The sequence below is a fragment of the Syntrophotalea sp. genome (assembly GCF_050253115.1).
GTDB classification, from domain to species: Bacteria; Desulfobacterota; Desulfuromonadia; order Desulfuromonadales; family Syntrophotaleaceae; genus Syntrophotalea; species Syntrophotalea acetylenica.
The window spans coordinates 1-13,409 of the sequence record NZ_JBFWJQ010000002.1 but is presented as its reverse complement, the minus strand read 5'-3'; the positions used below and the strand labels follow the sequence as shown (position 1 = coordinate 13,409).

8 protein-coding genes are annotated in these 13,409 nt (G+C 55.9%); 3 read left to right on the top strand and 5 right to left on the bottom strand.

Annotated features, from left to right (window positions below):
- Positions 1-31: 31 nt before the first annotated feature.
- From secA to AB7E65_RS00325, 5 genes are all read right to left on the bottom strand, one after another.
- A complete protein-coding gene (gene secA, locus AB7E65_RS00345) occupies positions 32-2,722 on the bottom strand; it encodes a preprotein translocase subunit SecA (RefSeq protein ID WP_428745073.1) in 2,691 nt (896 codons plus the stop codon).
- A gap of 336 nt (positions 2,723-3,058) precedes the next feature.
- Entirely contained in the window at positions 3,059-3,928 is an 870-nt protein-coding gene (locus AB7E65_RS00340) for a M23 family metallopeptidase (protein WP_320361531.1), read from the bottom strand.
- A gap of 192 nt (positions 3,929-4,120) precedes the next feature.
- Positions 4,121-4,570: an N-acetyltransferase gene (locus tag AB7E65_RS00335; RefSeq protein ID WP_072287121.1), complete on the bottom strand. Its 450-nt coding sequence runs from the start codon at positions 4,568-4,570 to the stop codon at positions 4,121-4,123.
- Between the two features lie 3 nt (positions 4,571-4,573).
- Complete coding sequence (recN, locus tag AB7E65_RS00330; protein ID WP_072287120.1) at positions 4,574-6,259, bottom strand: DNA repair protein RecN; 1,686 nt, start codon at positions 6,257-6,259, stop codon at positions 4,574-4,576.
- A 45-nt stretch (positions 6,260-6,304) separates the two neighbouring features.
- On the bottom strand, positions 6,305-7,162 hold the full coding sequence (locus AB7E65_RS00325; protein ID WP_072287119.1) for an NAD(+)/NADH kinase: 858 nt from the start codon (positions 7,160-7,162) through the stop codon (positions 6,305-6,307).
- 236 nt (positions 7,163-7,398) lie between these two features.
- Between AB7E65_RS00325 and AB7E65_RS00320 the strand changes: the two genes are divergently transcribed.
- From AB7E65_RS00320 to AB7E65_RS00310, 3 genes are all read left to right on the top strand, one after another.
- Complete coding sequence (locus AB7E65_RS00320; protein WP_320361528.1) at positions 7,399-8,697, top strand: replication-associated recombination protein A; 1,299 nt, start codon at positions 7,399-7,401, stop codon at positions 8,695-8,697.
- A 226-nt stretch (positions 8,698-8,923) separates the two neighbouring features.
- The gene (locus AB7E65_RS00315; RefSeq protein ID WP_072287117.1) at positions 8,924-11,206 is read left to right on the top strand and encodes an HD domain-containing phosphohydrolase; all 2,283 of its coding nucleotides are present in this window, start codon (positions 8,924-8,926) and stop codon (positions 11,204-11,206) included.
- 46 nt (positions 11,207-11,252) lie between these two features.
- Positions 11,253-13,352: a PilZ domain-containing protein gene (locus tag AB7E65_RS00310; protein ID WP_428745055.1), complete on the top strand. Its 2,100-nt coding sequence runs from the start codon at positions 11,253-11,255 to the stop codon at positions 13,350-13,352.
- Positions 13,353-13,409 lie beyond the last annotated feature (57 nt).

Here is a 13,409-nt window from a genome sequence, read left to right as displayed (position 1 = left end):
CTGAATAAGATTGAAAAACCGGCGGCAGGCATCACTGCCCGCAACACTTTTTGAATTTCAGGCCACTGCCGCATGGGCAGGGGTCATTGCGGCCCACTTTTTTATCGTGACGAACCAGCGGTTGAAGCGCCTCTGGTTCTCCCCCGGCGCGATTGAACATCACCTGCTGCCGGCGCTGGCGGGTTTCCATCCGCTCGACATCCTGTTCCCTGGCCAACTGGACCCGAAACAACTTTTGCACCACCTCCTGCCGGATCCGACCCATCATCTGCAAAAACAGTTCGTAGGCCTCCCGTTTGTACTCTTCCTTGGGATTACGCTGGGCGTAACCGCGCAGGCCGATGCCTTCCTTGAGGTGATCGATGGACAGCAGATGGTCTTTCCACTGGCTATCGATGGTCTGCAGCAGAAGCACTTTCATCAGGTGAAGCATGACCGGCATGCTGAACTCTTCCTCACGCTCCCGCAATCGCTGATGAACCTGCTGTTTCAGCTGTTCCACCAACAACGCAGGGGTCAGATTGCGGGCCGATACGTCCACCGGATTCGGCATCATGTTGAACTGGCTGTAAAAGTCCTCATTGAGGCTGGTCCAGTTCCAGTCTTCCGGGTTGGTTTTTTCCGGGCAGAACGTCGCGACAATATCCTCCACCATCTCATCGACAATGGCGGCAATGGTTTCCGGGAGCTGCCGGCCGGCCAGAACTTCCCGGCGCTGAGTGTAGATGACGTTGCGCTGGGTGTTCATTACGTCATCGTACTCGATGAGGTGTTTGCGAATATCGAAATTGTGAGCCTCGACCTTTTTCTGGGCGTTTTCAATGGCCTTGGAAATAAAGCGGTGCTCAATGGGTTCGCCTTCGGGAATTTTCAGCCGATCCATTATATAGGCGACTCTGTGCGAACCGAAAATACGCAGCAGATCGTCCTCGAGACTCAGGTAGAAGCGGCTTGCGCCCGGATCACCCTGGCGACCGGCACGCCCGCGCAGCTGGTTGTCGATGCGCCGGCTCTCATGCCGTTCCGTACCGAGAATATACAGCCCTCCGGCGGCCAGCACTTCCTGCTTCTCTTTGGCGCAAACCTCCTTGAACCGGGCTAGGGCCTGAGCATGGACCGCCTCGTCCTCTTCGGTGCCGGAGGTCTCGCGCTGCGCCAGAAGTTCGGGATTGCCGCCCAGAATAATGTCGGTTCCGCGGCCCGCCATGTTCGTGGCGATGGTGACGGCTCCCTTGCGGCCGGCCTGGGCGACGATTTCCGCTTCCCGCTCATGATGCTTGGCGTTGAGCACATTGTGAGGCACGCCGCGCTTGCGCAGCATCTCGGACAGAATTTCCGAGTTTTCAATGGAAATAGTGCCAACCAGTACCGGTTGGCCTTCGGCATGACGCTGGATGATATCCTCCACCACGGCCTTGAATTTTTCGCCCGTGGTCTTGTATATGACATCACCCTGGTCGGTTCGCGCCAGCGGCCGGTTGGTGGGGATCACCACAACTTCGAGCTTGTAGATTTCACTGAATTCGGTCGCTTCGGTATCGGCGGTACCGGTCATGCCGGCCAGCTTCTCGTACATGCGGAAATAGTTCTGGAAGGTAATGGTAGCCAGCGTCTGATTTTCGCTTTCGATCTTGACGCCTTCCTTGGCTTCCACCGCCTGATGCAATCCGTCACTCCAGCGTCTGCCGGGCATGAGACGGCCAGTGAATTCATCTACGATCATCACCTCGCCATCCTTTACCACATAGTCGACGTCCCGCTTGAACAGAGCATGAGCCTTGAGGGCCTGGTTGACATGGTGCAGAATCTCGATATTACCGGGGTCATAAAGGTTTTCCACCCCCAGAAGGTTTTCCACCCTGGCGACCCCTTCCTCGGTAAGGGTCGCACTCTTGGCTTTTTCATCAACCGTATAATCACCGGTGTATTCCCGCACCGTCTGTCCAACACGACCGTCGCGACTCTCGATCACCTCGCCCTTCTTGAGCATGGGAATGATCCGGTTCACCGAATAGTACAATTCGCTGGACGCTTCGCTGGGCCCGGAAATGATCAGGGGGGTACGAGCCTCGTCGATCAGGATCGAATCGACCTCGTCGACGATGGCGTAATGCAGGGGCCGCTGGACATAATCATCCAGGGAAAATTTCATATTGTCGCGCAGATAGTCAAAGCCGAATTCGTTGTTGGTGCCGTAAGTGATGTCGCAGGCATAGGCGTCCTTGCGTTGCGCGTCGGTCAGTCCATGCACGATGCAGCCAACACTGAGTCCTAGAAACCGGTGGATTCTCCCCATCCATTCGGCATCGCGCCTGGCCAGATAATCGTTGACCGTGACGATATGCACGCCGTGGCCGGGCAGCGCGTTGAGATAGGCCGCCAGAGTCGCCACCAGAGTCTTGCCCTCGCCGGTTTTCATCTCGGCGATCTTGCCCTGGTGCAGCACCATGCCACCGATAAGCTGCACGTCAAAATGGCGCATGCCGAGAGCCCGCTTGCCAGCTTCACGCACAACCGCGAAAGCTTCGGGCAACAAGCTCTCAAGAACCGCTCCTTGGGTCAACCGCTGGCGAAATTCAACGGTTTTGGCGGCCAGGGCCTCGTCAGACAATTGCGCCATCTGTTCCTCGAGGTTGCCGATCTGCGCCACCAGCGGCTGCAGGCGCTTGAGGTCCCGCTCATTTTTACTGCCGAATATTTTGGTCAACAGGTTTCCAACCATAAAAGAAATCTCCATGAGTGCGGCCCATCCGGCCGGGAGGATATAACGGACGTGAAAGGAAGAAACAGGTCGTTTCGACGGGGCGCAGTGTAGCACAAAGGCGGAACGCCCTCAACGGGAATGGCAACCCCGACCAGGGGACGGACGTACATTCAGCGCCTCAGAACAGTTATTGTCAACAGATTCGGGAAAGCCGTTTCAATGAAAGGAAAAACAACGCCTGCCGGAATGGCTGTCCGCAGTTCTCCCGGGGGAGCCGCAGCGGCCACGTTCCAGAGAGGTGAGACCAAAACATGATCAGGGCGCCAGCCTATGGAAGGCAGCGCATGAGCAGCATCACAAAAACTTTTGGGGATTGACAGGCATGCCGTTGAGGTGGACTTCGTAATGCAGGTGGGGACCGGTCGAACGCCCCGTGTTGCCGACAGCCGCGATGATATCGCCGCGGCGTACCCGCTGCCCCGCCTTAACGAAAACTTTGGAAGTGTGGCCATAAACGGTCTGATAACCATAGCCATGGTCGATGACTACCATCTTGCCGTAATCCGGAGCGGTAGCAACCCGCTTGATCACGCCATCCGCAGGGGCGGTGATCGGAGTGCCGATGCGGGCGGCTATATCGAGACCACAATGCATCCTGCGGCCGCCACCAAACGGCGACCGGCGCAACCCGAACCCTGATGTAATCCAGCCTTTGACAGGCTTGCCCGCAGGCCTTGCCGCAAACAGGGAACGCTGGTCATTGAGCGCCCCCTGCAATTCTTCAAGACTTGCGCGCCGCAAGTCGATGGATCGGCGAATTTCGTCGATCTGACGCTGAACGCCGGACAGCTCCAACCCCGGATCGGATTCCACCGGACCGCCGATGCCGGCCGGTACGCCCTCGACGGGTTTGGCCAACTTGGTCATCAGGCGGACCTTGGTGTCGTTACTGGCCAGCACCACCATCTCTTTGCGCAATGACTGCAATTGGCCAGCCATTGAACGCAGTTTTTGTCGGTAGACGCTCTTCTCGGTTCGCAGACGTTGCAACTCGGCATAATCGAGCTGCATACGAAAGCAATGATATGCCAGCCCGCTGAGGATCACACCCGCGACCACCAGCGCAACCCCAAGCAATCGCAACCATCGGCGCCCCGCCTGGAACCGGCGAATGCGATGGTGCCCATCGGGGATAATGATGATGGAAAACTTCTCCGCGGGCAAAAAAACCTCCCTGAAACACCTGAAAGGGCAATAACCATTGACACATAAGGAAAGATGAAACCATTGAAAGATAAAGGGAAACAGCCTGAATTGTCAAGGATTAATTTTATCTTTCCATGCCCTTCAAGCCCCTGCCGGAATCTGAATCTCCAGAAAAATTGGCGCTTCTGCCATCAAAAAGAGACGTTCTTTTTACAGCCGGATACTCATGGCGATTTCGTCGCAGTCAGGAAACTTCGGACATTTCAGACAATCGCTCCAGATTTTCTGGGGCAACTCGGATTTTTCGATAAAATCGAATCCCATCTTTTCAAAAAAACCCGGCTGGTAGGTCAACGCGAAAACCTGCTTGATGCCCAGTTCACGAGCCTCATCAAGACAGGCCTGCACCAGCTGGCGCCCAACGCCACGGCGTTCATGACTGGAAGCCACGGCCAGGGAGCGGACTTCCGCCAGATCATCCCAGCAGATGTGCAGGGCAACCGCGCCTACCACCTGTCCATCCTGTTCGAGAATGTAAAAATCGCGAAGGCATTCATACATATCGGCAAGCGACCGGGACAGCATCAGACCCTGCTGGGCGTAACCGAGCAGCAGCTTGTGGATCACTTTGACATCGGGAATACGCGCCTTGCGAACCATGATTCACCCCTCTCCTTGCTGGCCGGCCTGAGCCGACTGTCCGATAATTTCCCGTGCGTGTTCCAGGGCATGCTCCGTCACCTGTGCGCCGCCAAGCATCCGGGCCATTTCCTCCACCCGCTGCTCGCCATCCAGAGGCACCAGTTCGGTAAAGGTACGCCCGTCCTTTTCCTGCTTCTGAACCCTGAAATGATGATCCGCGCAGGCCGCCACCTGCGGCAGATGGGTGACGCACAAAACCTGGCAGCGGCCGGCGATATCCCGCAATTTGCTGCCGATGGCACTGGCGGCCACCCCTCCGACCCCAGCATCGACCTCGTCAAAAATCAGGGTTGAAATTTCATCGCCCTCCGGAGCCGCCCTTCTCAGAGCCAGCATGATGCGGGACAACTCCCCGCCGGAAGCGATCCAGGCCAACGGTTTCGGAGTTTCACCGGCATTGGCGGCCAGATAGAACTCCCCCCGCTCCAGCCCCTGAGGGCCCGGCTCATCGAGAGGGAAAAGCCGCAATTCAAACGATGCACGCGGCATGGCGAGATCGCTCAACTGCTCCTCCACTGCCTGGCGTAACCGTGCCGCGGCCTCATGACGCCGGCTCGATATCTCCCCGGCCTTGTCGCTCAGCAACTCCTGGTCGGCGACCTGCTGTTGCCGCAGGCTCTCCCTGCGAACGTCAGCGTGCATGAGGTCTTCGATCTGCTCATCGATGGACCGGGCATGGGCGATCATCTCGCCGACGGCCATGCCGTATTTTCGCTTGAGCCCGGAGATAAAATCGAGACGTTTTTCGACCTCTCCCTGGCGAACCGGATCAAACGCCACCCGGCCTGCGTATTCGCGCAGCTTGAACGCCACATCCTCAACAACATACAAAGCGCTGCGGATTTCTTCGGCAGGGCCGGACAGAAACGCATCGATCTCGCAAAGCTTCTCCAGTTCCCCCGCGATCGCATCGAGTTGCTCGCTGATGGCCCCCTCGGCGGCATAAAAGACATCGTAACCGCGTTCGGCGATGCGAACCAACCGCTCGGAATTCTGCATCAGGCGCCGTTCCGCCTGCAATTCTTCCTCCTCCGTCTCCTTCAGGCCCGCCGCCGCAAGCTCTCGCTGCTGATACTGCAACTGTTCAAGACGATCGGCGCGCTGCTGCTCGGCCTCTTCCAAAGCCTGCAGCCGGGCGGCCTGCTCCCGGACCCGCCCGTGCAGCGCTGCGTAGTCAGTCAACATATCGGACAGTCCCGCGAAGCGGTCGAGCATGACCAAATGCTGCTCGACCCGCTGCAGGCTCTGGTGTTCGTGTTGGCCATAGATATTCATCAGACGCGTGGTCAACGGCTGCAACTGGGAAAGTTTGGCAAGCGAGCCATTGATGTAGATTTTGTTGCGGCCGGTTCGATTCACAACCCGCTTGATCAGCAGTTCATCACCGTCATCGAAACCGGTTTCCGCCAGTTCCCGCAGCAGAGACGGCTTGTCGGAAACATCGAAAACCGCCTCCACCACGGCTTCATCTTCACCGGTGCGCACCAGATCGGGATTGGCCCGCCCCCCCAGGATCAGGGATACCGCATCGATAATAATCGATTTTCCGGCTCCAGTTTCTCCGGTCAGAACGTTGAACCCGCCGCTGAATGACACATGCAGTCGGTCGATAATCGCGAAATGCCTGATGTAAAGATCTGTCAGCATGTCTTTCCCCCGGGAACACCTTCTTTGACCACTTGCCAGGCCGGGTCAGCGTTCCCCCCAGCCCAGCTTGGTGCGCAGTACCTCGAAATAATCCTTGGACGGACTTTTGATCAGCCGCGTAGATCGGCCCGCCCTGCGGATTTCAACCACATCGCCCGCTTCCAGAGCCATTCCGACCTGACCGTCCGCAGTCAGCACGACATCCTGATCGCGGAACTTCATCTCGATGCGGATACAGGCCGTATCAGCGACAATCAGCGGCCGGTTGGCCAGCATGTGCGGACATATGGGAGTCACCACCAGGCAATGCAGGCCCGGTGAAATGATCGGCCCCCCCGCGGACAGATTGTAGGCCGTTGAACCGGTTGGCGTTGCAATTATCAAGCCGTCCGCCTTGAAGGTTGTCAGATAGGCGGAATCAACGGAAACCTCCATATCGATGATGCGGGCAATCGCCCCCTTGTTGATAACGATATCGTTAAGCACACAGAAACTGCCGGCTTCGATACCGTCGCGCAGCACCACGGCGTTGAGCATCATGCGCTCGGAAAGGGTGTATTCTCCCTTAAGAACCTTCTCCAGGCTGAGATAAAGCTCACCGCGAGTGATTTCCGTCAGAAAGCCAAGGCTCCCGAGGTTGACCCCAAGGATAGGCACATCCCGCCCGCAAACCTTGCGCGCCACGGAAATAAGGGTTCCGTCCCCGCCCAGCACGACGATCAGATCGACCATGGCGGGAATCGCGGCGCGGTCGTAGCCCGGTTCCTGCCCTGCCATGTTGCAGGCCAGGTTTTTTTCCAGAAACACTTCCAGCCCCCGCCCCCGCAACCAGCACACAACGTCACGGGCAAGCATAACGGCATCGGGATGATTGTATTTTGCGTAAACACCAATTCTTTTCATGGTTCTAAATTCTCCGACAAAATTATCAGGCGCAAACCTAACATAGCCTTCCAGGCAAAGTCCATCACATTCAAGAACTTAGCCCGTTCCCGGCAGTTGTGAAGCGGACCGCGTTCATGGTACATTCCTTTCACCGCAAGGCAAGGATCTTTTGCCGTACGCACCAAACGGCAAGACAAGCCGGCGCACACCACCATCTTTTCAGGGGCAAGCAGCCCAGAACGAGGATCACGACCGTGGATTTGTTTGAAAGCGACACCCACACCAACAACCGGGCCCCGATGGCGGAACGTATGCGCCCGCGCACCCTTGAAGAAATGGTCGGGCAGCAGCACCTCATCGGTCGCGACAAACCCTTGCGCCGCCTCATCGAATCGGACAAGCTGACCTCCCTGATTTTCTGGGGGCCTCCCGGAACCGGGAAAACCACTCTGGCCCAGGTCATTGCCGGCTCGACCCGCAGCCGCTTCGTCTTCTTTTCCGCGGTCCTCCAGGGCATCAAGGAAGTACGCGAAATCGTCCAGAAAGCCCGGGAGGAGCGGGCCTTTCACAATCGCAGAACGCTGCTGTTCGTCGACGAGATCCACCGCTTCAATAAAGCCCAGCAGGATGCTTTTCTGCCGTCCGTGGAAAAGGGAGACATTACCCTGATTGGCGCGACGACGGAAAATCCTTCTTTCGAAGTGAACTCGGCTCTGTTGTCCCGCTCCAGGGTGTTTGTCCTGCATCCTCTCGACGCTGCGGAGATTGCCCGTTTGCTCGAGCGGGCGCTTTCCGACCCGCGGGGATTGCAAGACGCCTTTCCACAGACCGAAACCGCGGCGCTGGCTTTTCTCGCCGAAAGTGCCCAGGGCGATGCCAGGGTGGCCCTGAATGCCCTGGAAATGGCGGCGGACCTGAGCCGGGGCCAGCCGGCCATATCCCTCCAGGCAGCCAGGGACGCGATGCAACAACGCGGCCTGCGTTACGACAAGGGCGCCGAGGAACACTACAACGTCATTTCCGCTTTTATCAAAAGCCTGCGGGGCTCGGACCCGGATGCCGCTGTTTATTGGCTCGCCCGCATGATCGAAGCGGGCGAAGATCCCATGTTCATTGCAAGACGCATGGTTATTTTCGCCGCCGAGGACGTCGGCAACGCTGATCCGCGGGGCCTGCAACTGGCTGTTGCCGCCCAGCAGGCAGTTCACCTTATCGGCCTGCCCGAGGGGCGCATTCCTCTTGCACAGGCGGCAATCTACCTTGCCTGCGCCCCGAAAAGCAATGCGTCCTACCTAGCCATCGACCGGGCACTGGCCTGCGTTCGCGAAACCGGAACGCTGCCCGTCCCGATCCACCTCCGCAACGCGCCGACCCGTATGATGAAGGACCTCGGCTATGGCCTCGGATATCGATATCCCCACGACTTTCCGGACGCCTGGGTTGACCAGGAATATCTTCCTGAAAAACTACAGGGGCATTGTTTTTATCAACCATCCGGAAGCGGCTACGAAAAACGCATGGAAGAATTCCAGTCGCGGCGCAAACCGGACTGACGGATCGGAGCGTCCGCCCATCTTCCACGGTTTCCGCATGTTTCCTGCCCGACATTAATTCTTGACCGGACATGAATAAATTGCAAAAATCCACGCCAGGGGTATGCTAAACAGCGAAACAATATGTATGCTGTGGCAAAAGCAGCCCCGCGGCACCTTTCCAGGCAGTGATCAAACCGGGTCCGTTCTTGTCAACGCATGACTGCAACCTGACTTTTCTGGGCGTATGAGCGGCGAACCTCGATACAGCAGTAAAATTTTCAACCTCTACATCACACTGGTTCGCCAGAGGTATGGCCACGTCAACCTTTCCGAACTGTTAGAAAAATCAAATATCAGGCCTTGCGAGGTTGCCGACCTTAATCACTGGTTCAGCACACGGCAATTCGCCCTTTTTTACGAAACCCTGATCAGGGAAACCGGCAACCCCCGCATCGCACGGGAAACCGGCCGTTTTGCCGCGGCGCCGGAAGCGACGGGGTTTATACGGCAACATGTACTGAGCTTCGATTCACCGGGCAACGCCTTTGCCAATCTTGACGCGACAATGGCCACCCTGGATCATGCCAGCAAATTGGAAACCCGCCAGACGGGCTCCGGCCGTGTGGACATCTCCGTATGGCCCGCAGCGAAAAACGAGGGAAACACCGGACAGTGCCAATTTCGCACCGGCCTGTTCGAAGCCATCGTCACAACCTTCAACCTGGATATGCCGAGCATCACGCATCCCGAGTGCATCGACCATGGGGGCTCCTGTTGCCGCTACGTCGTCCAGTGGAAGCCCTCGCATGCCCAAAGATTGCAGCGCCTTCGCACCTTGGCCGGGGTGACGGCCCTGACCGCTCCCGCCGCGGCCTGGCTGGCAGCCCCGCAATTCGCCTTGACGACGGTGTTGCCAATTACGACGGGTGTTTTCTGCGGGCTGTCGCTGCTCACGGATCATTTTTTGAAAAAGCGATTGTCCACCAGTCTTTATCATCTGCGCAGCTCTTCCGAGGAGATGGTCGCCCAACTCAGCAGCAACTACAACAATGCCCTGCTGACCAATGATATTTCGCATGCCATCAGCAGCAAAACCACCATTGAGGACATCCTTCAGAGCGTCTGTCACGCTTTCGAAAAACGCCTTGATTTCGATCGTGGTCTTATCCTCCTCGCCGATGCGGACAAAACCCGGCTCAACTTCCGCGCCGGGTTTGGATTACCGCCAAGGGTGAGGTTGCTGTTAAAAAACACCCTGTTCCCACTCGACACGCGTGCGGCAGGCGATATCTTCACCACGGCCTTTCGGGAAAAGCGCTCATTTCTTATCGCCGACATCGATATCCCACAGGAAAACCTGCCTGATTACAGTTGCAATTTTTTGCGCAAAACCGGCTGTAAAGCCGTCATCTGCTGTCCAATTCTGTGCGACGGCAAAGCCCTGGGTGTCCTTGCGGTAGACCAGACTCGAAACCGCCGGACTTTGACCCAAAGTGATCTGAACCTGCTCAGCGGCCTGGCCAACGTGCTTGGCGTCAGCATCCGCAATGCACAATTGCTGGCCTCCCGAAAACGCCAGTTCAATTCCACCCTGCATGTGCTGGCGGCGACCATCGATGCCCGGGATCCCCTGACCGCGGGGCATTCAGAGAAAGTGACGGAATACGCGCTCGGCATCTGCCGGGAGTTGAATCTCTCGGAAGATTACTGTGAAATGGTCAGGGTTTCCGCATTGTTGCATGATTACGGAAAGATTGCGGTTCCCGATGCCATTCTCAAAAAATCCGGCCGCCTGACACTCGAGGAATACGAAATTGTCAAAGCTCATGCCGAGTGCACCAGCAGCATTTTGAAACAGATCAACTTCGAGGGCATCTACAAACGCGTCCCGGTGGTGGCCGGCGCTCACCATGAAAAAATAGATGGCAGTGGCTACCCCAAGGGGCTCAGGGATGCGGAAATACCGATTGGCGCCAAGATCATAGCCGTCGCCGATTTTTTCGAAGCCATTACGGCGCAGCGACACTACCGTGACCCCATGCCTTTGCCTGTCGCCTATAAAGTCCTGAAACAGGAAGCCTTTTCTCATTTTGATGGAAAAATCGTCAAAGCCTTTCTGAACTATTTCAGGCGAGCCTACCCCGAAGACTATGAACGCATGGTACGGCTGGCGCCTCTCGTCAAGCGTGAAATTGTCCGCATTCCGTGCCGCACGCCGGTGGTTTTTGAAAACGGGGGGAAAAGCGTCTTTGGTACCAGCACGGACATAAGCACCGGTGGCATTTTCGTCGCCAGTCCTGAAGCCATGGCTGAGGGAACAGCCCTGAAGTTGTCCTTCTTTCTCCCCGACAGTCCCAACAACATTATCGAGGCAGGTGGCCGGGTTGCATGGGTAAATCACAAATCCCATCCCAGAAAAACGGCTTTTCCATCGGGCTTCGGCGTTCAATTCATCGGGTTGCCTCGACAGGCCGTCGATGCTGTGCAGAAATTCGCCCGGGGGCTGCCGACAGGAATTCACGCCTGAAGCCTCGGTGCTTGATGTTATAAACAATTTGCCATGCAGGTGTGATGTGCGAGCTATCGGTAACTGCCACGAATCAGAACTTCTTTCCCCTCAAGCGGAATCGACAGCCGACCCTGGCATTGCCCGGGATATCCTTGTCAATCATTTGAATTTCTTTAATTTTCAGGGACGCAGTGTCATTGTCAACCTGCGCCACAAAGACTTTGGACGCGCCCTCTGCCTCAACGCGACGCCGCTGCCCTGCTCCGGGAACCGGCTGCAGTGTTTCTGGGCGGACCCTGAAGAACTGCCGGAAGATCTGGCTTTTTTTGAGACGGAAACCATCGTGGTGCCGCTGGGCCGCGATTCCCTGTGCATTCCCGGAACCGACGCCGTTTGCGACCTAGAGGGCATCAGCCTGGATTTGCCAGCGTTCTGCTCCAAAATCGGCATCCGCCGCCTGGAACGCTACCGCTGCCCGGACATCCATGTTTCCATGATCCAGAACAGCGCCCTGTTTCAGGGCAGGCTGATCGACTTCAACGCGCTGTCCTTCTGTGTACGAATCTCACTCACGCCCCCCCAATCCTATCAGTGGCTGAATTCCGAACTGCCCGTGAACATTTTGCTGCAGGATGACAGGCAAACCATTTTTTGTGGAGAATGCAGAATCATCCGTGAAGGCGGGTCCAAGCAGAACCGGGAATTCGTACTTTGTCCCACCGTCCACAACACCCGGCGCTTCCGGGCGAAAAAAGCACGCAGCACGCGCCAGGAACTGCTGCCTCTGCCAAGTATCGTCTTCACCCATCCTTTGACCCGCAAACTGATAAATCTGAAGGTGACTGATATTTCCGGGTCGGGACTTGCGGTGGAAGAAGACCGCGCAAACCCGGTTTTGCTGCCAGGCATGTTTCTCAAAAATGTCAGACTGCGCTTTACCAATCACTTCGAAATGGCTTTCGACGGCCAGATCATTCATCGCACACCGTCTGTTGATGACGATCAAGCCTCCCGGTGCGGTATCGTGTTTCTGGACATGGCGGTCAACGACCATGTGCAATTGCTCGGTCTGCTCCAGCATGCCTGTGATCCCAACGCCTATATCTGCGACGCGGTGGACATGGATGAACTCTGGCGCTTCTTTTTTGATACAGGGTTCATCTATCCGCAGAAATACCAACACCTGCAAAAAAACAAGGACCGCGCCAAACAGGTATACCAGACCCTTTACGCTCAAAACCCCAACATTGCCCGACATTTTATCTATCGCGAAAAAGGCGCAATCCTGGGTCACATTTCCACTCTCCGTTTCTATGATAAAGCCTGGCTGATTCATCATCATGCAGCCAAGGGCAATAAAGGCCGAAAAGCGGGAATTGCCGTATTGAACCAGATTGGCAGCTTCATCAACGATTCGCACAGTATCTACTCGATGCACATGGAGTATGTACTCTGCTATTTTCGACCTGAAAACAAATTCCCCCGTCGGGTTTTTGGAGGTGTCACCGAAAGCCTCAATGACCCTCAGAACTGTTCGATCGATAATTTCGCCTACTTTTATGACGCTACCGGAGATCCGCAGGATTGGGATGTGAGCGGCTCCTGGGAATTGAAAAAGGCCTCCGCCGAGGATCTGCTCGACTTCGCCGCATTCTACGAAAACTGTTCGGGCGGACTGCTGACCAGCGCCCTGGACATGGAAGCGGATGCCCTGGAGCAGAAAGAGCTTAACCGTGAGTACAAAAAACTCGGTATTCAAAAAGAGCGGGAAATTTTTGCCTTTAAGGAAAATGGCAAATTAAAATCCATTCTTGTATTAAGTATTTCTGATCTTGCAATCAATTTGTCAGAGTTAACCAATTGTTTAAAAATCTTCGTCCTTGATCAGAATCTTCCCGTAAAGAGCTTGAATTGCGCCATCAACTTAATTTCGGCTAAAAGTCCACACACAAATATCCCCAAACTTCTTTTTCCTGTTGAATATGCAGAGGCGAACCTTATAAACTACGAGAAACAATATTGCCTCTGGATTTTCAAAACAAAGAACTCCGACCAGGGCCTGAGGCAAATGCGATCGACGACCAGATTCAATCGGCAAGAGAATCAAAAAACAAAAAGAGATGCTAATGAACTACAAACAAGAAACAAAAAAGCAACGATATAACAGCCGAATCATCGATCCATTTCTGCGCCTTCTGCAAAACCTCTATCCGCAAATGGC

Excerpts from the sequence above, each read along its gene's own strand:
- secA (WP_428745073.1), bottom strand. The coding sequence starts at position 2,722 with ATGGTTGGAAACCTGTTGACCAAAATATTCGGCAGTAAAAATGAGCGG.
- AB7E65_RS00335 (WP_072287121.1), bottom strand. The coding sequence starts at position 4,570 with ATGGTTCGCAAGGCGCGTATTCCCGATGTCAAAGTGATCCACAAGCTG.
- recN (WP_072287120.1), bottom strand. The coding sequence starts at position 6,259 with ATGCTGACAGATCTTTACATCAGGCATTTCGCGATTATCGACCGACTG.
- AB7E65_RS00325 (WP_072287119.1), bottom strand. The coding sequence starts at position 7,162 with ATGAAAAGAATTGGTGTTTACGCAAAATACAATCATCCCGATGCCGTT.
- AB7E65_RS00315 (WP_072287117.1), top strand. The coding sequence starts at position 8,924 with ATGAGCGGCGAACCTCGATACAGCAGTAAAATTTTCAACCTCTACATC.